Consider the following 20,508-nt stretch of genomic DNA (forward strand, 5'->3'; position numbering starts at 1 on the left):
ACGGTTCAGCGATGTAAACCATTGTTAAAGTCTTAACCACAGTTGCGCACAAGCGCCTTGCCTCACCTGGCCCAATTCCTGCGTTCCCCAGCTCGACCAAGTCGCTACTGACTACGCGGACGACTCTTTTGGGCCCCGCCGCCCAACCGCCTGGCCCGATAATCAGTCATCCCCGCACCTATCCCGAGGCCTCCCCCCCATGACGAGCCCATCCACCGCACAGGTCAGCCCCCAGACCTTGCGAAAGGTCATTATCGCCGCCGGCATCGGTAACTTTGTCGAGTGGTTCGACTTCGCCGTCTACGGCTTCCTCGCCACCACCATCGCCCAGCAATTCTTCCCCAGCGGCGACGCCAGCGCGGCATTGCTCAAGACCTTCGCCGTGTTTGCCGTGGCGTTTGCGTTCCGGCCACTGGGCGGGATTTTCTTCGGCATGCTCGGCGACCGCATCGGCCGCAAACGCACCCTGGCCATGACGATCCTGTTGATGGCCGGCGCCACCACGCTGATCGGGCTGCTGCCGACCTACGCCGCCATCGGCGTAGCGGCGCCGATCCTGTTGTCGCTGATTCGCTGCGCCCAAGGGTTCTCCGCCGGGGGCGAATACGCCGGGGCCTGTGCCTATCTGATGGAGCACGCGCCCAGTGACAAGCGCGCGTGGTACGGCAGCTTCGTGCCGGTGTCGACGTTTTCCGCCTTCGCTGCCGCCGCGGTGGTGGCGTATGCGCTGGAAGCGTCGTTGTCTGCAGAAGCCATGGGCAGCTGGGGCTGGCGCCTGCCGTTCCTGATCGCCGCGCCGCTGGGCCTGGTGGGGCTTTACCTGCGCTGGAAGCTGGACGAGACGCCCGCCTTCCAGGCCGTGAAGGAAGAACACACGGTGGCCCACTCCCCGCTCAAGGAAACCCTGCGCAACCATGGTGCGGCAATCTGCTGCCTGGGCGCTTTTGTGTCACTGACGGCGTTGTCGTTTTATATGTTCACCACGTATTTCGCGACCTATCTGCAAGTGGCGGGCGGCTTGAGTCGGGCGATGGCGTTGCTGGTGTCGCTGATTGCGCTGATCTTCGCGGCGGCGATCTGCCCACTGGCGGGGTTGTATTCGGATCGAGTCGGCCGTCGTGTCACCGTGATGACCGCCTGTGTGTTGCTGATGGTGGTCGTGTATCCGTCGTTCCTGATGGCCAGCTCCGGCTCGTTCGCGGCCTCCATCGTCGGCGTGATGCTGCTGGCGGTAGGGGCCGTGCTGTGTGGCGTGGTCACGGCCGCCTTGTTGTCGGAAACCTTTCCGACCCGCACGCGCTACACCGCCTCGGCGATCACCTACAACCTGGCCTACACGATCTTCGGCGGCACCGCGCCGTTGATGGCGACCTGGTTGATCAGCACCACGGGCAGCAATCTGTCACCGGCGTTTTACCTGATCGTGGTGGCGTTGCTGGCGTTGGCGGGCGGGTTGGCATTGCCGGAGACGTCGAGGATTTCCTTGCATGACGTGGGGCCGGAGGACAAAAGCACCGCGCCGTTGCTGTCAAGGTAAACGGCGCGAGGGTGGAAGCCGCTGAACACAGGTATGATCCAGGCTAAACCGGCCCGATTGGACCCACCCTGATGTCCGTATCCCAAACTCGCCCTTCCCCCGCGCCGTTGCTCAAACCTGGCGAAACCGTGGTGCTGTTCGACGGCGTATGCAAGCTGTGCAATGGTTGGGCGAGGTTCCTGATCCGTCATGACCGCCAACAGCGCATACGCTTGGCGGCGGTGCAATCCCCCGAGGGCCAGGCGTTGCTGGCTTGGGCGGGGTTGCCCTTGGATCAGTTCGACACGCTGGCGGTCATTCGTAACAGCCACTACTGGGTGCGTTCGGACGCCGTGTTCGAAATCATTGCGCAACTACCTGCCGCGTGGCGTCCATTGCTGCTGTTGCGCATCATCCCACGCGGGCTGCGGGATTGGGCTTACGACCGCATCGCACGCAATCGCTATCGGATTTTCGGGCGGTACGACACATGTCTGTTGCCGCATCCAGACCATGAGCAGCGTTTCTTGAAGGCACCGCGATGACTCCCTTGGTGCGTATCAACTGGATCGCCCGAGGCGGCCTGGCGTTCATGTTTGCCTATCATGGGTTGGTGCCAAAGCTGCTGTGGCTAAGCCAGGGCGAGCGGGTAATGATTGAGGCGCATGGCATCGAACAGGTGCAGCTGTTCGCCACGCTGGCCGGAATTGGGGAGATCGTCCTGGCGCTATGGATCGTGCTTTCACCGCGCAGTGTCTGGCCCGTTGCAGTGGCTGCGGCGGCGCTGTCGGGCCTGCTGGTGGATGTGGCGATTGTCAGCCCGGCGATGCTCAGGGAGGCATTCAAACCTGTGTCGCTCAACGTGGCCGGGGTGGCGTTGTGTGCGGTGGCGTGGTGCGCTGGTCCGAGAATCGTACAGAGAGACTCAGGTTCGCCGGATCGTTGATGGCGGCCATATACTCGTCGACGGTGATCTCACCGACGCACGGTCGCGCGCCGGGCTCGGGTCGGTAGCCCTGGGCGATCTTGACAGCCAGCGCAACAGCAGCGCAGCTGGGGATTTCCGGGCCTTTGTCATTCAACGCCGTGAGTTGCACGGCCAGTGACAAGGGTTGGCCGTCAGCCCCCACGCCTTGCACATCGATGTACATCGCGCTTTTACCGTCGCCAAATCGCTCGAACCAGGTGCCCAACCGATGCAGGCGCGCGGCCCAGGCGACATGATCGCGCACGACCCCAAGCCGCCGAGCCTGGGCCAGCAAACCGTTGGCGACGCCACCCAGCTTGAGCCCCGCGCCCGCCTTGAAGCGCAAGGTGTGGGCGCCATAGCGGCTGGCGAAAATATCCATGTCCGGCACATCTACGTTGGCCAGCACCCGCGTGCCCAGCCCAGGCATTTTGCGCAGCGTCAGGTCCTGCCAACCCAGCACTTCGTGTACCTGGCCATTTCTGAGTTGCTTGATCGGTTTACCCGCGTAGGCCAGCACCCCTTCGATCGTCGACAAGCCTGGCATCTTGGCCGAAGAGGAAATGCCATGCTCGATCGAGTCGATGCGCGTAAAACGAGACCGGTACTGATCGATGAGCGCAGACGACAGCGTCGGCACCGAACTGCAACCACTGAGAATGGTCACGCCCGCCTGCTTGGCCTGCGCATCCAGCACGCCCACGCCATTGACGAAGGTGCGGCAGTCGGACAGGTCGCAGTAGTTCACGCCGGCCTCGATGCAGCTCAGGGCCACCGCATAGGGCTGCCCCTGGAACGGCCCGCCGGTATGAATCACTAACTGGATGCGCCTGGACTGTAAAACACCCGCGAATCCGGCCCCCATGGCATCGCCACACCAGCCTTCGCACACCGTGCCGGGCTGCGCGTTCAACGCGTCGAGTTTGCGCTGCAACTTGTGTGGATCACGGCCCGAGATCACCAGCTCAATGCCCGGTGCTACGGCCAAATGTCGGCACACGATGCTGCCGAAATTGCCGTAGCCGCCGATCACCATCACCCTGAGTGCCATGCCCGTCTTCCTTGAACCATCGATCGTGTGCTGCGCCTGCAACAGGCTGACAGCTGAGGCGGCCAACGATACTCGATTTCCTACACTGCCGCAGCCATGCGAGTTCTGGAGCTCCAGGCGAAGCTCACAACCATCAACAGCCCCAAGCCCGCCATCGCCGCGCCGGCCAGGGAAATCGCCGGATAGCCCAGCCCTGCGTTGATCACTGCACCACCCACTGCGGCGCCAATCGCGTTACCGAAGTTGAAGGCGCCGATGTTTACGGCCGAGGCCAGGTTCGGCGCATCCTTGGCCGCTTCCATCACACGCATCTGCAACGGCGGCACGACGGCGAAGCTGGCGATGCCCCAGATGAGGATGCTCACCGCAGCCGGTATCGGCCAACGCATCAGGAATGCAAAGGCCAGCAGGACCAGGATCAGTGCGCTCAACGAGACGATCAGGGTCCGGTCAATCGAACGGTCTGCCGCCTTGCCGCCCCACATATTGCCCAGGGTCAGCCCGACGCCAAACAGCACCAACATGGCCGTGATAAACGGGGTAGACGCATGGGTCTCATTGCTCAGGATCGGCGCGATATAGGTAAACACGGTGAACATCGCCCCCGAACCCACCACGGTCAGGGCCAGCGCCGCCAGTACCGACCCGCGTCCCAGCACCTTGATTTCGGCCAGCACACCGTCGCTTTTCGGCAGCGGCAGGTTAGGCAGCGCGAACCACAGCGCGACCATGGTCACCAGGACCAGTCCACCAATGCCCCAGAACGCCGTACGCCAGCCCAGCAGTTCACCAAACCAGGTCGCCAGTGGCACACCGCCAATGGTCGCCAGGGTCAGGCCCATAAACATCGCGGCGACGGCGCCGGCACGCTTGTCCGGCGCGACCACGCTGGCGGCGACGATGGAGCCGACGCCAAAAAACGCGCCGTGGTTAAGCGAAGTGATGACGCGGGCGATCAACAGGTCGTAATAGCCGGTGGCAAGCGCCGACATCACGTTACCCAGGGTGAAAATGGCCATAAGTCCCACCAGCAGGTAACGCCGGGGGATCTTGCCGGTAGTCAAGATCATCAGGGGCGCACCGAGCAGCACCCCCAGGGCGTAGGCGCTGACCAACAGCCCTGCGGTGGGAATGGACACGCCAAGGTCATTGGCGATGGTGGGCAACATGCCCATGGGCGCGAACTCAGTGACGCCAATGCCAAAGGCACCGACGGCAAGGGCTACAAGGGGTGGATTGATACGCATGGAAGACTCCTCATTTATGCTGCAAATGCTACGATCAACGCTTTAACGGCACTAGACCGTTTAGTTGGCAATCACCTTTGCGCGCGAGGCAAAAATGGATTTCAACGGCAGGTCGGGCGAGATGGCGGTATTCGCAATGGTGGCGCAGGAAGGCAGCCTGTCGGCGGCGGCGCGGGCATTACGATTGACGCCCTCGGCCGTCAGCCGGGTCATCGCACGCACGGAACAACGCCTGGGCACGCGCCTGCTGATTCGCACGACCCGCGCCATTGCCTTCACCGCCGAAGGCGAGGCGTACCTTCGCGGCGCCCGGCGCATCCTGGCCGACATGGACGAAGTCGAGGAAGCCATCGCCGACCAGGGCGCGCCCAAAGGCCGGCTGCGGGTCACTGCGGCCCTGGGCCACGGTCGCATGGCCATCGTGCCGTTGGTGGCGGCGTTCAGCGCCCGCTACCCAAACATTGTGGTGGACCTGACCTTGGGCGACGAAGTGGTCGACATCCTCGGCGGCCAGGCTGACGTGGCAATCCGCTTTGGCGACCTGCCAGACAGCCCGCTGACAGCGCGCCGCATCGGTGACACCGGCCAGGTGCTGGTGGCGTCGCCGGAGTACCTCGCGCAACACGGCACGCCTCTGGAACCCAACGACTTGCTGCGACACAACTGCCTGCGCTTCAACTTCCGCCGAGCGCAATCCGACTGGCCCTTCGCCCGTGACGGTCGGGAGTTCTCGTTGAAGATCAACGGCACGATCGAATGCAGCAGTGGCGAAGCCCTCGCTCAACTGGCGCGGCTAGGCGCCGGTATTGCACGCATCGGCGAGTTCACGGTGGCAGAAGACTTGCAACGCGGTGACCTGGTGCGCCTGCTGGAATCCTGGAACCCCGGCGACAGGGAGCCGATCCACGTGGTGTTTGTCGGGGGCGCGAGCATGCCGGCGCGGATCCGCGTGTTTGTGGACTTCTTGCTGGAGCATCACCGGCTATAAACGCGCAGGCTTGTGCAGCCGCTCAAGCACCTCGTCAGCCGCCTCGCGCCATGCCTGCGTCGCACCATTGTTTCTCAACACCTCCAACCCGGCCGCCGTAAAGGTGCCCGGTGTGGCAATGGCGCTACCCAACGCCTCCAGAGTGGCCGAGGGCTGGTGGCGGGCGCTAGCCAGGCAGTCTTGCAGGTTGCCCATCACCAGTTGGGCGGCCTGGTCTTTGGACAGACCTTTGTCGGTAAACCACTGCTGAAGATCACTCAGGAAGAAATAGAACCAACCGTTCATACAGGCCGCCACGGTGGCCAGTTCGAACGCCTCTTCCTCGTCCAATACAACCAATGAACCGAGCGCGCCCAGCAGCGTTGCGTGGGGTTCGCCACCGGGCGTGATCACCACGGTTGTCTGGTTGATCTGCGCGGCATAGGACAGCATGGCACGCACCACACGCGCCTGCGGGAACCGGCGCTGCAACTCGGCCAGCTTCAATCCCGCCACCAACGACACCAGCGTTTGCTCAGGTCTGAGCTGCACTTCATTCGAAAGCTGACCGACAACCTCCGGGCGCACGCCCAGCACCAACAAGTCCGCCCCATCGACAACCTGTTGGTTGTCAGCCATCACCTTACAGCCCCACTGTTCAGCGAGTTGCTGCGCACGTTCGTGGTTACGCGGAGACAGCAAGACCCGCCCGTCAAACCCACTGCGCCGCAGGCCGATCACCACCTTTTCCGTCAGCTCACCGACGCCCAGGATTCCAATCTTCAGCACGCTGTCCACTCCGGTCAGTTCTGTAGTCGGGTGCATCATAGGCATGATTCCCGTCTTCATGCAGGCGGACGTTCACGCTACACTCGCCGCTCGAAAAGATCAGCCAGGAAGGCAAGCATGAGCACTCAAGGTAAAGACCGGCAAATCGACAACATCGAATTCAACGTCAGCGATATTGCCCGCAGCAAAACATTCTACGGCGGCGCGTTCGGTTGGACGTTTGTCGATTACGGCCCCACCTATACCGAGTTCAGCGATAGGCGTCTGACAGGCGGGTTCACCACGGGGGAGCCGGTTCGGCCGGGTGGCCCGTTAGTGATTTTGTACGCCGATGATCTCGATGCCACGCAGCAGCGACTCAAAGCCCTGGGGGCTCTCATCACCCGTGAGACATTTTCATTCCCGGGTGGACGCAGGTTCCACTTCACCGATCCGGATGGCTATGAACTGGCGGTTTGGAACGCTGATCAATAGGTCTCCCCCTCAAGCCCCACCCTCACAGGATATGAAGGTTACCCATGCGTTCTCTCTTTCCGCTGGCGCTCAGCTTGACGCTTATCGGCTGCGCCACCACAAAAACCGACGTGCGCAACGAAACCCAGATCAGCCAATATGACCCGGCCAACTCGGCCCGAGTCCGGTTTATCACGGGCGACACCACCAACGCGGGCTTCCTCAGTGGCCAGACCTGCGAAGCGTTTTACAACGGGTCCCTGCTGACCAAAACGCCGGAAGAAGCCGGATGGCAAAAAACGCATGTCGACTCGGCGGGCCTCTACCCTTTCAGAGCCACCGACAGCCAGAACAGTGTGATTGGCATGCCTGCCAGCAAAGCGAGCAAAGCCATCAACCAGTCGCCCAAAGTGTTTGACGAGCACGTCATTGCGGCGGGTAAACCCTTTATTGCAGGGTTCGCCATGGGCGGTTCACAAATGTCCTGCTTTCCCGCGCCTGTCACACTCGTCCCCGAGCCCGGCAAAGACTATGAAATGGAACTGCAGATGGTCAAAATCAGCACGTTCAAGGCCGGTTGCGTGATTGCGGTTCGCCAACTCTCCGTTCAGAGCAACAACACGGTTGAAACACCGCTCAGGCCGCAGGTGTGTGCCAAAACCCCGTCGGGTTGGTACACCGTCACCCCGAAACCTATGCCCTGAAATGCCTGGGCAGGACATCTCCCTGACCTGGGACCCGGCTTGTGTTCACGGAGGAAAAATGCGGATCTACATCACAGGTGCATCGTGCGCCGGCGTCACCACGCTGGGTCACAACCTCGCCACGCGGCTGGGTATACGACAAGTCGACGTCGATGACTTTTACTGGATGCCCACGAACCCTCCTTTCACAACCAAGCAACCTCCCGCTGATCGCGTGTCCCTGATGCAACAAGCATGCGGTGACGAAGGCTGGGTATTGAGCGGTTCTTGCATGGTGTGGGGCGATGCGTTGATTGCTGATGCCGACCTGATTGTCTTTGTGGTCACACCCACGCCTGTTCGCCTCGAACGCCTGGCTGCCCGCGAGAAGGCGCGTTTTGGCGAGCGGATTGCACCCGGTGGTGATATGTACGCGATACACGTGGGCTTCCGGGAATGGGCTGCGCAGTATGACGACCCGAATTTCTCAGGGCGCAACCGGGCGTGGCATGAGGCATGGTTATCACAGCAGACGGCTCCGGTCTTAAGGATTGACGGGATGCGCAGTGCTGAACAGCTGGCCGCTGACGTCGCAAATGCCGCGATAGCTCAAACCACGAACGGCTGAGGCTGTCCAACGAAGTCCACTCCCCTTATCCTCACACCTCCCCGCCCCCGCGAACCCGGAGCCGCCATGGACCTCGCCACCCTCGCCCTTTTCCTCCCCGCCTGCTTCGCCCTGAACATGGCGCCGGGCCCGAACAACCTGTTGTCCGTCAGCAACTCCACCCGCTACGGCTACCGCACATCATGCCTGGCCGGTATTGGCCGTTTGCTGGCCTTTGCCGGCATGATCGCCCTCGCCTCTGCGGGTTTGGCGGTGGTGCTGCAAACGTCGGAATTGTTGTTCTACGGGATCAAGATCCTGGGGGCGGCGTATCTGTTTTATCTGGCGTTTCAGTTATGGCGGGGCAATCCGGAGGCAGAGGCAGATTCGGCCACAGCGAAGGTGGGATTGTGGGTGTTGGCGCGGCAGGAGTTTTTGGTGGCGGCGGGCAATCCGAAGGCAATCTTGATCTTCACCGCCTTCCTCCCGCAATTTGTGGTGCCCGGCGAGCCCATCACTCCGCAATTCGCGCTGCTCGGCGCGATGTTCCTGGCGTTGGAGTGGATCGCCATCAGCGCCTACGCCTATATGGGCCTGCACATGCGGCGCTGGTTTGCCGAGCCGCGGGGCAAGCGGATTTTCAATCGGTGCTGCGCAGGCTTGCTGTCGGCGGCGGCGACGGTGTTGTTGATGGCGCGCAGGGCTTGAATAACGGTTTGACTGTCAAGGAGACACGCAATGAGAACCCTCGTGGTAGGTGCAAGCAAAGGATTGGGCAAAGCCCTGATCGAAGGGCTCGGTGAGCCTGGGGATACGCTGATCGGCGTGTCTCGCAGCCGCCCAGAACAGCTGGTTCACAAGGACGGCGTCGAAGCGCAGTGGATTGAGGCCAATCTCGCCAAACCCACCCAGGCCGCGCACGTCATCGCCGAGGCGATTGCCGATAACGGCTTGGACACGCTGATCTACAACCTGGGCATCTGGGAAGCGTTCGCCTTCGACCCGGCCTACAACTTCCTGGCCGACGACGATGAGCAGATCGAGGCCATCGTGACCTGCAACATCACCTCTACCCTGCTGCTGATCAAGCGTCTGTTGCCGGTGCTGCTTAAAAGCCCAAACCCGAGGATCATCCTGACCGGCTCCACTTCCGGCCTGCCGCAGAGTGGCCGTCCGGAGGTCGCCTTCGGGGCTTCCAAGTTCGCCTTGCGCGGGATTGCCGATGCGTTGCGTGAAGGCTATCGCCAGCAGCGCCTGGCCGTCACTTGCCTGAACCTGGGCTACCTGAACACTGAAGATCCCCTCAGCACCCCACGTGAGCAGGCCGCGCAGAGGGATGAAGGCCACTCGATCCCCGTGCACGATGTGGTGCAGGTGGTGCGCATGACGTTAAGCCTGTCCTCGGCCAGCTTCGTCAAGGACATCACCTTGCCGGCGATACTGGACGAGCGTTTTTAACCCAGGAGAACGCGAAATGAGCCGAGACGAACTCGCCGCCTTTTACCAAGGTTATATCGACTGCCTGAACCGTCAGGATTGGCAGCGCCTGGGCGACTTCGTGCACCCGGACGTAACCTACAACGCCGAACGAGTCGGCCTCGCCGGCTACCGCGCCATGCTGGAGCGGGATTTTCGTGAGATACCGGACCTGGTGTTCCGCATCCAGTTGCTAGTGGCCGATCCGCCGACGGTTGCCAGTCGCCTGAATTTCACTGTGACGCCCAGGGGCGAGTTCTTCGGGCTGCCGATCAATGGGCGCAAGGTGACGTTCGACGAAAATGTGTTCTACGAAGTGGTGGACGGTAAATTTGCCCACGTGTGGTCGGTTATCGACAAGGGGGCCATCGAGCAGCAACTGGCCGTCTAGACTCTACGCACGGATTTTCCGTGGAGACCGACCATGAAAAGCAAAAACACTCTCTGCCTCTGGTACAACGGCACCGCCCTGGAGGCTGCAACCTTCTACGCCATGACCTTCCCGGACAGCAAAGTCAACGCCGTGCACCTGGCGCCCGGCGATTATCCGTCAGGCAAACAGGGCGATGTGCTGACCGTGGACTTCACCGTGTTGGGCATCCATTGCATCGGCCTCAACGGCGGGCCGATCTTCCCCCATACCGAGGCGTTTTCATTTCAGGTGGCTACTGACGACCAGGCCGAGACGGACCGTTACTGGAACGCCATCGTCGGCAACGGCGGCCAGGAAAGCGCCTGCGGCTGGTGCAAGGACAAGTGGGGTTTGTCGTGGCAGATCTCACCACGCGTGCTGACCGACGCCGTCACCCACCCCGACCCAGCCGTCGCCAAGCGCGCCTTTGACGCGATGATGACGATGAAGAAGATCGACATCGCCGCCATTGAAGCGGCGGTGGCCGCTGGCTAAGGCAATGCCTTGAGCATGGCCTTTGCCGCCAGGGCGTGGACCTTGCGGGTGGGGTGCCATTCGTCCCAGTAGTAATGCGCATCGGCATTGGCGCACACCAGATTCACGTCCGGGTAGGTGGCCTGGCACGGTGTGTCGAGGTCCGTGAATCCATTGGCTTGCGGATTGGCGCGTAGCGCGTCGCTGAACGCCAGGTGATCGAAGTAGGTGACCTTCGCTACGCCAATCTGCGCCAATATGGCCGGGAGCTTCTGTGCGAGCAATTGCTGGTAGTGCTTCGCGTTGTCGACCTGGTTGCCCTGCACCACGGCGGGCACGTGGCTGAGGTCCGTAGTGCCCACCACCATTACATGCCTGGCCCCCGCGGCCACCAGTTGCTCGGTGGCGTTGCGGATGTTGGCCAGGCTCGACTCGCTCAAGGCCTCGATGGTTTCAGGATGGGAGAAGTCGGCCCATTCGAAAAAATCGTTGGCCGAGATGAAGATGAAATACAGCGCCTTGGAGTCGGCCTTGTGGGACTTGGCGGCCTGCAAGTGCCCGGCAACCTGGCCGAGCACGCCGGTGTCTTGGGTCGGCATCAGCCACGTGTAGTAGTTGCCGTGGCCGCTTTTGGCGCCGCCCACGGCGTAGTCGGTCAGCGGTGTCTTCAACGCCTGGGCCAGGCCTTCGACGGCGGTTGGGCCGTTGCTCCAGCGTCCTTTCCAGTACAGCGGGCCAGGCAGTGCCTGGGCGTCCTTGACCTTCTGCGCGGCAAGCCGAGAGGTAAGCGCTTCGCCCGCGCCATTGTCGGAATAGCTGTCGCCAAAGGCATACAAATGATCGTAGGTCGAAGCGCCAAAGGCGGTCGACACAGACAAGGCCAGCAAAGCGGCCAAACACGCGCGTCGGATCATCGAGGTTCTCCCGGAATGTCCGAATAGACTACCGGTTGGCTGAAAGCACGGCAGGACGTTTGCGACCCGCACATATCCGGCGACGGCCATATAAACTCGAATACACCCCGTTGACACACTCCGTAATATTCCATGAAGATGGAGGCCTTATTCAGGGTGTGTCATCTCATGTCTGCAACGTCTTCCGCTCATCTTTCCGCCATTGGCTCCATTGCCAAGCCGCAAGGTTGCGTTGCGCACGCCCTCAAATCGAAGAAACAGTCGCTCATGTGACCGGGGCGCGCTGTCCCGTCAGATGAGCTGACAGGACATTGAGCGCGACGGTCTCCCTCCCTTGCACAATTCCCTCTGCCCTTCTGACGGTGACTCCAGCGGTCAATCATCAGGAGAAAGTGCATGTCATCGTTTCAAGGTATCTGGGTTCCCGTGGTCACGCCGTTCCAGGGCGGCGCCATTGATTTCATTGGCCTGCACCGCCTGGTCAGCCACCTGCTGGAACAGCACGTGGCCGGGATCATGGTGTGCACCACCACCGGGGAAGCAGCGTCGCTGAGTCGTCAGGAACAATTGGCGGTGCTCGATGCAGTGTTGCAATGGGTGCCGGCGCACCGCGTGGTGATGGGCCTGGCGGGCTATAACCAGATTGAGCTGCTGCACTTCCAGCGTGAAATCCTGCAACGCCCGGTGGCTGGGCTTTTGGTGCCGGCGCCGAGTTACATCCGCCCGTCCCAAGCGGGCTTGGAGGCTTTTTTCCGCACCGTGGCCGATGCCTCCAGCGTGCCGATCATTCTCTACGACATTCCCTACCGCACTGGCGCTACTTTCGAGCAGGCGACCTTGCTCAACATCATCGCCCATGAGCGCATCAAAGCGATCAAGGATTGTGGTGGCAACCTGGGCAACACCCTTGCACTGCTGGCCAGCGGTGACGTGGACGTGTTGTGTGGCGAAGACGTGCAGATTTTCAACGCACTGTGCCTCGGCGCGACCGGTGCGATTGCGGCCTCGGCTCACCTGCACACCGAGCAATTTGTGGCGCTTTTCCAGCAAGTGCGCGACAACCAACTGGTTGAGGCGCGAGCGACATTCTTCCAGTTGCTGCCACTGATCAACACGCTGTTCATGGAGCCCAATCCAGCACCGGTAAAGGCCGCGCTGGCCCTGCAAGGCTTGACCGGCAGCGAATTGCGCGCACCCATGCAGGCCGCCAGTAGCGCCGTCGTCACGCGCTTGCAGCAGGTACTGAACCCGACCGGCTAATGCGCCAAAAACAGACAGCCAACGGACCGTCCGGTTGCGACCGGACCGATCCCGGCCTATCGTCGAATCCATGCTTTGCCTTTTGCTGTCCAACCCATTCGTATTCAGGTGACGACATGCCCACGCTTTCCCGCCCTGCCGTCCTCGAACTGATCGGCAACACGCCGCTGGTTCGGGTCAGCCGGTTCGATACCGGCCCCTGCACGTTGTTTCTCAAGCTTGAATCCCAGAACCCCGGTGGTTCCATCAAGGACCGCATCGGCCTGGCCATGATCGACGCCGCCGAGCGCGACGGCCGCTTGCGCCCCGGCGGCACGATTATCGAAGCCACCGCCGGCAACACCGGCCTGGGCCTGGCGCTGGTCGGTCGGGCCAAGGGCTACCGGGTGGTGCTGGTGGTGCCCGACAAGATGTCCACGGAAAAAGTACTGCACCTGAAGGCCATGGGCGCCGAGGTGCACATCACCCGTTCCGACGTGGGCAAGGGCCACCCCGAGTATTACCAGGACGTGGCCGCACGGCTGGCCAAGGACATTCCGGGCTCGTTCTTCGCTGATCAATTCAACAACCCGGCCAATCCCCTGGCGCATGAAACCAGCACCGCGCCGGAAATCTGGGCGCAGACCCAACATGATGTCGACGCGATCGTCGTCGGCGTCGGCTCTGCCGGTACCCTCACCGGCCTGACGCGCTTCTTCAAGCGCGTACAGCCCGAACTGGCCATGGTGCTGGCCGACCCGGTAGGTTCGGTGATGGCCGAATACAGCCGCAGTGGCAAGATGGAAACACCGGGCTCTTGGGCGGTGGAAGGCATTGGCGAGGACTTCATTCCGTCGATTGCCGACCTGTCCAGCGTGCGTCATGCCTACTCCATCAGCGACGAAGAAAGCTTCGACCACGCCCGGCAGTTGCTCAAGGCCGAAGGCATTCTCGGCGGTTCCTCCACCGGCACCCTGCTCGCGGCCGCCCTGCGTTACTGTCGCGAACAGACCGAGCCCAAACGCGTGGTGACTTTCGTCTGCGACACCGGCACCCGTTACCTGTCGAAGGTCTACAACGACCAGTGGATGAATGACGCCGGCCTGCTGCACTACAAGCACTACGGCGACCTGCGCGACCTGATCGCGCGGCGCTTCGAGGACGGCCGCGTGATCAGCGTAAGCCCCGACGACACGCTGCTCACCGCCTTCCAGCGCATGCGCCTGGCGGATGTATCGCAACTGCCAGTGCTGGTAGACGGTCAACAGCTGGTGGGTGTGATCGATGAATCCGACATCCTGCTGGGCCTGCACCAGGACGCTACGCACTTTTCCATGATCGTCTCCAGCGCCATGACCGATACCCTGCAAACCCTGGCCCCCAGCGCTAGCCTGGCAGAACTGCAGGCGGAGCTGGATCGCGGCCTGGTCGCCATTATTGCCGACGCATCAGGCTTCCACGGCCTGATCACCCGCGTCGACCTGCTCAACCACCTACGGAGATCCCTTGCATGAGTCAGTCCGATAAAAGCGCGTTTGCCACCCGTGTGATCCATGCAGGACAGTCCCCCGACCCGACCACGGGCGCGCTGATGCCGCCGATCTATGCCAACTCCACTTACCTGCAAGACAGCCCCGGCGTGCACAAAGGCTTCGACTACGGCCGCTCCCACAACCCCACGCGGTTTGCCCTGGAGCGCTGCGTGGCGGACCTGGAAGGCGGCAGCCAGGCGTTTGCCTTCGCGTCCGGGCTGGCGGCGATTTCGACGGTGTTGGAGTTGCTGGATGCCGGCGCGCATATCGTCTCCGGCAATGACCTGTACGGCGGCACCTTCCGGCTGTTCGACAAGGTGCGCCAACGCAGCGCCGGGCACCGTTTCAGCTTCGTCGACCTGAGTGATTTGTCGGCGTTTGAAGCGAGCCTGCAGGACGACACGCGCATGGTCTGGGTCGAGACCCCCAGCAACCCGCTGCTGAGCCTGACCGACTTGAGCGCCATCGCACGAATCTGCCGTGATCGCGGCATTATCTGTGTGGCCGACAACACCTTCGCCAGCCCGTGGATCCAGCGCCCGCTGGAGCTGGGCTTTGATGTAGTGGTGCATTCCACCACCAAATACCTCAACGGCCACTCCGATGTGATCGGCGGCATCGCCATTGTCGGCGACAACCCCGAACTGGCGGAGCGCCTGGGCTTCCTGCAAAACTCGGTGGGCGCCATCGCCGGGCCCTTCGACGCGTTCCTCACCCTGCGCGGCGTGAAAACCCTGGCGCTGCGCATGGAACGCCATTGCAGCAACGCCCTGGACCTGGCCACCTGGCTGGAGCAGCAACCGCAAGTGGCACGGGTTTATTACCCAGGCCTCACGTCCCACCCACAGCATGAACTGGCGCGCAAACAGATGCGTGGGTTTGGCGGGATGATTTCGATTGACCTGAACAGCGACCTGGCAGGCGCCACGCGTTTCCTGGAAAACGTCAAGATCTTCGCCCTGGCTGAAAGCCTCGGCGGTGTGGAAAGCCTGATCGAACACCCGGCGATCATGACCCATGCAAGCATCCCAGCCGCTACCCGCGCGCAATTGGGGATTGGCGACGGGTTGGTGCGGTTGTCGGTGGGGGTTGAGGATGTGGAGGATCTGCGGGCGGATCTGGCCCAGGCGTTGTCACGCATCTAACAGAAAAACCGGGCCCCTGTAGGAGCTGGCTTGCCAGCGATAGCATCACCTCGGTACACCAGAAACACCGAGGTGCCTGCATCGCCGGCAAGCCAGCTCCTACAAGGATTTGCGTCAGGCTGAGGTGACGTTGGCCCGCGCCGAGTGCAGCTTCTTGTAGCTGTCGATCAAGCGCAAATGCCGATCCAGCCCTTCCAGCTTCATGCTGGTCGGCGTCAACCCATAGAAGCGCACATCGCCCTGTACCGAACCAATCACCGCGTCCATCCGCTCATTGCCAAACATGCGACGGAAGTTGGCTTCGTAGTCCGCCAGTTCCAGGTCATCGTCCAGTTCCATCTCCAGCACCGCATTCATCGCCTGGTAGAACAGGCCACGCTCAGCGGTGTTGTCGTTGTACTGCAGGAACATCTCCACGCACTCCTTGGCCTCTTCATATTGCTGCAACGCCAGGAAGATCAGCAGTTTCAACTCCAGGATGGTCAGCTGACCCCAGGCAGTGTTGTCATCGAATTCGATGCCGATCAGGGTGGTGATATCGGTGTAGTCGTCCAGCTCGCTTTCGATCAGGCGCTCGACCAACGCTTGCAACTCTTCCTCGTTGAGGCGGTGCAGGTTGAGAATGTCCTCGCGGAAAAACAGCGCCTTGTTGGTGTTGTCCCAGATCAGGTCGTCCACAGGGTAGATTTCCGAGTAGTCCGGCACCAGGATGCGGCACGCGGTGGCGCCGAGGTGTTCGTACACGGCCATGTACGATTCTTTACCCATGCTTTCTAGAATGCCGAACAGGGTCGCAGCTTCCTGGGCGTTGGAATCCTCACCTTCGCCTGAGAAGTCCCACTCGACGAATTCGTAATCCGATAGGGCACTGAAGAAACGCCACGACACCACACCGCTGGAGTCGATGAAGTGCTCGACGAAGTTATTCGGCTCGGTCACCGCCTGACCTTCGAAGGTCGGCTGCGGCAAGTCGTTGAGGCCTTCGAAACTGCGGCCTTGCAGCAGTTCGGTGAGGCTGCGTTCCAGCGCCACTTCCAGGCTTGGGTGCGCGCCGAAGGAGGCGAACACACCACCGGTGCGCGGGTTCATCAGGGTCACGCACATGACCGGGAACTCACCGCCCAGGGACGCGTCTTTCACCAGCACCGGGAAGCCTTGGGCCTCGAGGCCCTGGATACCGGCGAGAATACCTGGGTACTTGGCCAGCACCTCGGCCGGCACGTCCGGCAAGGCGAACTCGCCTTCGATGATTTCACGCTTCACGGCGCGCTCGAAGATCTCCGACAGGCACTGCACCTGGGCTTCAGCCAAGGTGTTGCCGGCGCTCATGCCGTTGCTGAGGTAGAGGTTTTCGATCAGGTTGGACGGGAAGTACACCACTTCACCGTCCGATTGGCGCACGAACGGCAGCGACACAATCCCACGCGTTTCGTTGCCGGAGTTGGTGTCGAACAGGTGCGAACCACGCAGTTCGCCCTCGCGGTTGTAGACCTTCAGGCAGTAGGCATCGAGGATTTCACTGGGCAGCTCGTCGTTGGGGCCCGGCTGGAACCAGCGCTCATCCGGATAATGCACAAACGGCGCATTCGCCAGTTCCTCACCCCAGAACTGATCGTTGTAGAAGAAGTTGCAGTTGAGCCGCTCGATGAACTCGCCCAGTGCCGACGCCAGGGCGCCCTCTTTGGTCGCGCCCTTACCGTTGGTGAAGCACATCGGCGAATGCGCATCGCGGATGTGCAGCGACCACACGTTGGGCACAATATTGCGCCACGACGCGATTTCGATCTTCATGCCCAGCCCAGCGAGAATGCCGGACATGTTGGCGATGGTCTGCTCCAGCGGCAGGTCTTTGCCGGCGATGTAGGTGCCGCCCTCGGAGGTGGAGTTGGGCATCAGCAAGGCCTGGGCGTCGGCGTCCAGGTTTTCGACTTCTTCGATGACGAACTCAGGCCCGGCCTGCACCACTTTCTTGACCGTGCAGCGGTCGATGGAACGCAGGATGCCTTGGCGGTCCTTGTCGGAAATGTCCGCCGGCAGCTCGACCTGGATCTTGAAGATCTGGTTGTAGCGGTTTTCCGGGTCGACGATGTTGTTCTGCGACAGGCGAATGTTCTCAGTGGGGATATTGCGCGTCTGGCAGTACAGCTTCACGAAGTACGCCGCGCACAACGCCGACGACGCCAGGAAGTAATCGAACGGCCCCGGTGCCGAGCCATCGCCTTTGTAGCGGATGGGCTGGTCGGCAATCACCGTGAAGTCGTCGAACTTGGCTTCAAGCCGGAGGTTGTCGAGAAAGTTGACCTTGATTTCCATGGGGGCACACCAGAATAACGACTAAACAAAAATGGCCGCCATTATGAGGGGTTTCACCGGGAAGTTTCAGGCTTTTGACCAGTGGCTGGCGAATTGGCCAATGTGGATTAACCTTTTCGCAGATGGCGCCGATGGACTGAGGGCAACCAGGGAGTAGTCGGAATGCGCAATAACCAGCCCGTAACACAGCGTGAGATTTCCCTCGCGCCTTCGCAAAAACTCATCTCCGCCACGGATGTCCGAGGTGTCATCACTTACTGCAACGACGCCTTTGTCGAGATCAGCGGCTTTGAACGCGCCGATTTGATTGGCGCCCCGCAGAACATCGTGCGTCACCCCGATGTGCCCCCCGCCGTGTTTGCGCACATGTGGAGTGCGCTCAAGCAAGGCCTGCCCTGGATGGGCATCGTCAAGAACCGCTCGAAAAACGGCGATCATTATTGGGTCAACGCCTACGTCACCCCCATATTCGATGGCAGCAAAGTCGTGGGTTTCGAGTCCGTGCGGGTCAAGCCTACGGCCGATGAGATCCGTCGGGCCCAGGCCCTGTACCGCCGCATCAGCCAAGGCAAACCGGCCGTTCCTCGGCAGGATGCCTGGCTGCCGGCGGCCATCAGTTGCGTGCCGTACGTGGCAACCGGGCTTGTCGGCAGCCTCGCCGGTATGTTCCTCAGTGCGCCCGTCGCCGTTGCTGTGGCCGTTGCAGTCGCAATCCCGGTGGGCGTGCTCTGCTCACGCTCGCGTCAAGGCAGCACATTGCGTCTGTTGCACGGTGTGGAGCCCTCGACCTCGGATGCCTTGATCGCGCAGATGTACAGCGACGCCAGCGGGCCACAGGCACGTCTGGAAACGGCGTTTCTCAGCCAGAACGCACGCTTGAAAACCTGCCTCACCCGCCTGCAGGACAGCGCCGAGCAACTGAGCGCCCTGGCCGGGCAATCCGATCAGTTGGCCACCGCCAGCTCCAAGGGCCTGGACCGCCAGCGCGTCGAAACCGAACAGGTCTCGGCCGCTGTCAACCAGATGGCCGCCACCACCCAGGAAGTCGCCAGCCATGTGCAACGCACCGCCGACGCCACCCAGCAGGCCAACGTCCTGACCGGGCGCGGGCGCGAAGTGGCACGCGACACCCGTGAGGCGATCGAGCGCCTGTCTGCGGTGGTCAGCGAAACCGGGGCTACCGTGGCGCAACTGGCCAAGGACAGCGACGAAATCGGCAGCGTGGTGGACGTGATCAAAGGCATTGCCGACCAGACCAACCTGCTGGCCCTCAACGCAGCCATCGAAGCGGCGCGTGCCGGCGAGCAAGGCCGTGGTTTTGCCGTGGTGGCCGACGAAGTGCGGCAACTGGCACAACGCACGTCCCAGTCCACCACCCAGATCCACGGGTTGATCACCCAACTGCAAGCGTCCTCCAACAATGCCGTGCAAAGCATGGAGCACGGCCAGCGCCAGGCCCAGGAAGGTGTGGCCTGGGTGCTGGAGGCGGACCAGGCGCTGGTCGGCATCAGCGAAGCGGTGTCCCATATCACCGACATGACCACCCAGATCGCCGCCGCCACCGAGGAACAGAGCGCAGTCGCCGAGGAAATCAGCCGCAACATCACCACCATCGCCGAACTGGCCGATCAGACGTCGATACAAGCCCATCAATCCACGGACCTGAGCAAGGAGCTGACGAACAACGCGTCCACCCAGTATGCGTTGGTAGAGCGGTTCAATCGCTGAGCCGTGCCTGGAACTCAACGGCCCGCACTCATTGGGGCCTCTTCGCACCTGAACACTGATAAGCCCGTGCGCCACCATTTCTAGCGCCATTCACCGTGGTTTCCTGCACTGCGAAAAGGATCACACCACAGGGTGGCATTTAGACATCAGTGTTCGATACACTGTAAGGCGCGCTACCCACGCCAACCTGCGATAAAAATCAATCTATCCATACATTCAATGTCTGTCTTTAGCGAACTGAATAGAGTCCACTCTATTAATTAAGCGTTCAACTACAGGCATAAACTGTCGTGAAAGTAAAAATGGAAGTTACAATGAAACAGCAAGATGCATGCATCAACAAGGAAATCACCCAAGTGAAACACTACGCCAGCGTTGCAAAAAAGCGAATCTGTGACGATCTGACTTCACTGCCTTTTCTTTTCATATGGTCAACACTTATTTGCTTGATGCTGGACCATGCAACTGATGAAAAAGTCAACGCTTACCTCGAAGAAACTTTCAACGAAGGCATTGGGCTTAGAACCATACTTGGAATGCTCATGCTCTCCATGTTGCTCACCGGCGTGGCATGGCTGATCCGGCCGGCACGCGATAACTTGCTCTATAAACTGCTTTTGGCACCGGTGGGAGCTGCACGCTCCGCTTGCATGACGACGCTCGCTTTTGTAATGGGCTTGACATTTGCCATTGCTATTACCCCTGACTTGGACCGCGCCGGGGGAATGCTAGCGTCACTGGGCATCCTTGTAGCGCTATGGCTAATGCTTAACGCTCTAGAAGTACTCGCCACCGAAGCAAGTAACAATCGCGAAAAAGAATACAAGTGGGCCTGTATTGCACTCGGAGCTTTGATCACACTGGGCGGCTTGGCAATAGTGTATCTGTTGTACTGCCAAATACAGTCAGGTCATGTTGCGTAACAATCAAGTTAACCGGTGAAATACAAACAGCTTATTAATCGCGATGATTACTAGGGATGGTCTGAAGTAGCC

20 protein-coding genes and 2 pseudogenes are annotated in these 20,508 nt (G+C 61.2%); 17 read left to right on the forward strand and 5 right to left on the reverse strand.

Translation table 11 applies throughout. The annotated features are described in order from the left end of the window. The first annotated feature begins 199 nt into the window (after window positions 1-199). From HX793_RS10990 to HX793_RS11000, 3 genes are all read left to right on the forward strand, one after another. On the forward strand, window positions 200-1,537 hold the full coding sequence (locus HX793_RS10990) for an MFS transporter (RefSeq protein WP_177049875.1): 1,338 nt from the start codon (window positions 200-202) through the stop codon (window positions 1,535-1,537). Between the two features lie 71 nt (window positions 1,538-1,608). After that, window positions 1,609-2,061, forward strand: a complete 453-nt coding sequence (locus HX793_RS10995) for a thiol-disulfide oxidoreductase DCC family protein (RefSeq protein ID WP_016978095.1) — start codon at window positions 1,609-1,611, stop codon at window positions 2,059-2,061. After that, a complete protein-coding gene (locus HX793_RS11000; RefSeq protein WP_177096113.1) occupies window positions 2,058-2,462 on the forward strand; it encodes a DoxX-like family protein in 405 nt (134 codons plus the stop codon). Before HX793_RS10995 ends, HX793_RS11000 begins: the two co-directional genes overlap by 4 nt. Here HX793_RS11000 and HX793_RS11005 read toward each other — a convergent pair. Together HX793_RS11005 and HX793_RS11010 are read right to left on the reverse strand one after the other, a co-directional pair. Beyond that, window positions 2,374-3,534, reverse strand: a complete 1,161-nt coding sequence (locus HX793_RS11005) for a saccharopine dehydrogenase family protein (protein WP_177096115.1) — start codon at window positions 3,532-3,534, stop codon at window positions 2,374-2,376. The genes HX793_RS11000 and HX793_RS11005 overlap by 89 nt on opposite strands. 80 nt (window positions 3,535-3,614) lie before the next feature. Further along, window positions 3,615-4,781 carry an MFS transporter gene (locus HX793_RS11010; protein WP_177096117.1) on the reverse strand — a complete coding sequence of 389 codons (1,167 nt, stop codon included), beginning with the start codon at window positions 4,779-4,781 and terminating at the stop codon, window positions 3,615-3,617. Between the two features lie 94 nt (window positions 4,782-4,875). Between HX793_RS11010 and HX793_RS11015 the strand changes: the two genes are divergently transcribed. Next, on the forward strand, window positions 4,876-5,769 hold the full coding sequence (locus tag HX793_RS11015) for a LysR family transcriptional regulator (RefSeq protein WP_177049884.1): 894 nt from the start codon (window positions 4,876-4,878) through the stop codon (window positions 5,767-5,769). Here the strand turns inward: HX793_RS11015 and HX793_RS11020 are convergent. Beyond that, entirely contained in the window at window positions 5,764-6,537 is a 774-nt protein-coding gene (locus HX793_RS11020; protein ID WP_308936654.1) for an NAD(P)-binding domain-containing protein, read from the reverse strand. The two genes, HX793_RS11015 and HX793_RS11020, sit on opposite strands and share 6 nt — an antisense overlap. 117 nt (window positions 6,538-6,654) lie before the next feature. On the opposite strand from HX793_RS11020, the gene HX793_RS11025 reads away from it, so the two are divergent. The 7 genes from HX793_RS11025 (at window position 6,655) to HX793_RS11055 (ending at window position 10,663) form a co-directional block, all read left to right on the forward strand. Beyond that, entirely contained in the window at window positions 6,655-7,011 is a 357-nt protein-coding gene (locus HX793_RS11025; protein WP_177096119.1) for a VOC family protein, read from the forward strand. A gap of 44 nt (window positions 7,012-7,055) precedes the next feature. After that, complete coding sequence (locus HX793_RS11030) at window positions 7,056-7,694, forward strand: hypothetical protein (protein WP_177096121.1); 639 nt, start codon at window positions 7,056-7,058, stop codon at window positions 7,692-7,694. A gap of 58 nt (window positions 7,695-7,752) precedes the next feature. Beyond that, window positions 7,753-8,301 (forward strand): ATP-binding protein, encoded by a 549-nt coding sequence (locus HX793_RS11035; RefSeq protein WP_177096123.1) that lies wholly within the window; start codon window positions 7,753-7,755, stop codon window positions 8,299-8,301. Between the two features lie 66 nt (window positions 8,302-8,367). Further along, a complete protein-coding gene (locus HX793_RS11040) occupies window positions 8,368-8,988 on the forward strand; it encodes a LysE family translocator (protein WP_177096125.1) in 621 nt (206 codons plus the stop codon). 30 nt (window positions 8,989-9,018) lie between these two features. Next, on the forward strand, window positions 9,019-9,738 hold the full coding sequence (locus HX793_RS11045; protein WP_177096127.1) for an SDR family NAD(P)-dependent oxidoreductase: 720 nt from the start codon (window positions 9,019-9,021) through the stop codon (window positions 9,736-9,738). 16 nt (window positions 9,739-9,754) lie between these two features. Continuing rightward, complete coding sequence (locus HX793_RS11050) at window positions 9,755-10,147, forward strand: ester cyclase (protein ID WP_177049894.1); 393 nt, start codon at window positions 9,755-9,757, stop codon at window positions 10,145-10,147. A 33-nt stretch (window positions 10,148-10,180) separates the two neighbouring features. Next, window positions 10,181-10,663 (forward strand): VOC family protein, encoded by a 483-nt coding sequence (locus HX793_RS11055; RefSeq protein WP_016979938.1) that lies wholly within the window; start codon window positions 10,181-10,183, stop codon window positions 10,661-10,663. On the opposite strand, the gene HX793_RS11060 is transcribed toward HX793_RS11055, so the two are convergent. Beyond that, the gene (locus HX793_RS11060) at window positions 10,660-11,556 is read right to left on the reverse strand and encodes an SGNH/GDSL hydrolase family protein (RefSeq protein ID WP_177096129.1); all 897 of its coding nucleotides are present in this window, start codon (window positions 11,554-11,556) and stop codon (window positions 10,660-10,662) included. The two genes, HX793_RS11055 and HX793_RS11060, sit on opposite strands and share 4 nt — an antisense overlap. Window positions 11,557-11,952: 396 nt before the next feature. On the opposite strand from HX793_RS11060, the gene dapA reads away from it, so the two are divergent. From dapA to HX793_RS11075, 3 genes are all read left to right on the forward strand, one after another. Further along, window positions 11,953-12,816, forward strand: coding sequence for a 4-hydroxy-tetrahydrodipicolinate synthase (gene dapA, locus HX793_RS11065; RefSeq protein ID WP_177049898.1), 864 nt, complete (start codon window positions 11,953-11,955; stop codon window positions 12,814-12,816). Between the two features lie 116 nt (window positions 12,817-12,932). Next, a complete protein-coding gene (locus HX793_RS11070; RefSeq protein WP_016979941.1) occupies window positions 12,933-14,309 on the forward strand; it encodes a pyridoxal-phosphate dependent enzyme in 1,377 nt (458 codons plus the stop codon). Then, window positions 14,306-15,472 carry a cystathionine gamma-synthase gene (locus HX793_RS11075; RefSeq protein WP_016979942.1) on the forward strand — a complete coding sequence of 389 codons (1,167 nt, stop codon included), beginning with the start codon at window positions 14,306-14,308 and terminating at the stop codon, window positions 15,470-15,472. The genes HX793_RS11070 and HX793_RS11075 overlap by 4 nt, the downstream gene beginning before the upstream one ends. Before the next feature lie 114 nt (window positions 15,473-15,586). Here HX793_RS11075 and HX793_RS11080 read toward each other — a convergent pair whose 3' ends face one another. Continuing rightward, window positions 15,587-17,785 carry an OsmC domain/YcaO domain-containing protein gene (locus tag HX793_RS11080; RefSeq protein WP_177096131.1) on the reverse strand — a complete coding sequence of 733 codons (2,199 nt, stop codon included), beginning with the start codon at window positions 17,783-17,785 and terminating at the stop codon, window positions 15,587-15,589. Window positions 17,786-17,947: 162 nt separating this feature from the next. Here HX793_RS11080 and HX793_RS32015 point away from each other — a divergent pair. From HX793_RS32015 to HX793_RS11090, 3 genes and pseudogenes are all read left to right on the forward strand, one after another. Next, window positions 17,948-18,220: pseudogene (locus HX793_RS32015) on the forward strand (PAS domain-containing protein); the annotation flags it as partial. A 348-nt stretch (window positions 18,221-18,568) separates the two neighbouring features. Continuing rightward, window positions 18,569-19,513 (forward strand): annotated as a pseudogene (locus HX793_RS32020) (methyl-accepting chemotaxis protein); the annotation flags it as partial. 314 nt (window positions 19,514-19,827) lie between these two features. Further along, window positions 19,828-20,436, forward strand: a complete 609-nt coding sequence (locus tag HX793_RS11090) for a hypothetical protein (RefSeq protein ID WP_177096133.1) — start codon at window positions 19,828-19,830, stop codon at window positions 20,434-20,436. The last annotated feature ends 72 nt before the right edge of the window (window positions 20,437-20,508 follow it).

It is taken from the genome of Pseudomonas reactans (assembly GCF_013387025.1).
Lineage (GTDB): Bacteria > Pseudomonadota > Gammaproteobacteria > Pseudomonadales > Pseudomonadaceae > Aquipseudomonas > Aquipseudomonas reactans.

What these genes read in the sequence shown, in the direction of transcription:
- HX793_RS11075 (WP_016979942.1), top strand. Translation starts at nt 14,306, where the DNA reads ATGAGTCAGTCCGATAAAAGCGCGTTTGCCACCCGTGTGATCCATGCA.
- HX793_RS11090 (WP_177096133.1), top strand. Translation starts at nt 19,828, where the DNA reads ATGAAACAGCAAGATGCATGCATCAACAAGGAAATCACCCAAGTGAAA.
- HX793_RS11070 (WP_016979941.1), top strand. Translation starts at nt 12,933, where the DNA reads ATGCCCACGCTTTCCCGCCCTGCCGTCCTCGAACTGATCGGCAACACG.
- HX793_RS11025 (WP_177096119.1), top strand. Translation starts at nt 6,655, where the DNA reads ATGAGCACTCAAGGTAAAGACCGGCAAATCGACAACATCGAATTCAAC.
- HX793_RS11000 (WP_177096113.1), top strand. Translation starts at nt 2,058, where the DNA reads ATGACTCCCTTGGTGCGTATCAACTGGATCGCCCGAGGCGGCCTGGCG.
- dapA (WP_177049898.1), top strand. Translation starts at nt 11,953, where the DNA reads ATGTCATCGTTTCAAGGTATCTGGGTTCCCGTGGTCACGCCGTTCCAG.
- HX793_RS11045 (WP_177096127.1), top strand. Translation starts at nt 9,019, where the DNA reads ATGAGAACCCTCGTGGTAGGTGCAAGCAAAGGATTGGGCAAAGCCCTG.
- HX793_RS11055 (WP_016979938.1), top strand. Translation starts at nt 10,181, where the DNA reads ATGAAAAGCAAAAACACTCTCTGCCTCTGGTACAACGGCACCGCCCTG.
- HX793_RS10995 (WP_016978095.1), top strand. Translation starts at nt 1,609, where the DNA reads ATGTCCGTATCCCAAACTCGCCCTTCCCCCGCGCCGTTGCTCAAACCT.
- HX793_RS10990 (WP_177049875.1), top strand. Translation starts at nt 200, where the DNA reads ATGACGAGCCCATCCACCGCACAGGTCAGCCCCCAGACCTTGCGAAAG.
- HX793_RS11060 (WP_177096129.1), bottom strand. Translation starts at nt 11,556, where the DNA reads ATGATCCGACGCGCGTGTTTGGCCGCTTTGCTGGCCTTGTCTGTGTCG.
- HX793_RS11040 (WP_177096125.1), top strand. Translation starts at nt 8,368, where the DNA reads ATGGACCTCGCCACCCTCGCCCTTTTCCTCCCCGCCTGCTTCGCCCTG.
- HX793_RS11010 (WP_177096117.1), bottom strand. Translation starts at nt 4,781, where the DNA reads ATGCGTATCAATCCACCCCTTGTAGCCCTTGCCGTCGGTGCCTTTGGC.
- HX793_RS11015 (WP_177049884.1), top strand. Translation starts at nt 4,876, where the DNA reads ATGGATTTCAACGGCAGGTCGGGCGAGATGGCGGTATTCGCAATGGTG.
- HX793_RS11080 (WP_177096131.1), bottom strand. Translation starts at nt 17,785, where the DNA reads ATGGAAATCAAGGTCAACTTTCTCGACAACCTCCGGCTTGAAGCCAAG.
- HX793_RS11035 (WP_177096123.1), top strand. Translation starts at nt 7,753, where the DNA reads ATGCGGATCTACATCACAGGTGCATCGTGCGCCGGCGTCACCACGCTG.
- HX793_RS11030 (WP_177096121.1), top strand. Translation starts at nt 7,056, where the DNA reads ATGCGTTCTCTCTTTCCGCTGGCGCTCAGCTTGACGCTTATCGGCTGC.
- HX793_RS11005 (WP_177096115.1), bottom strand. Translation starts at nt 3,534, where the DNA reads ATGGCACTCAGGGTGATGGTGATCGGCGGCTACGGCAATTTCGGCAGC.
- HX793_RS11050 (WP_177049894.1), top strand. Translation starts at nt 9,755, where the DNA reads ATGAGCCGAGACGAACTCGCCGCCTTTTACCAAGGTTATATCGACTGC.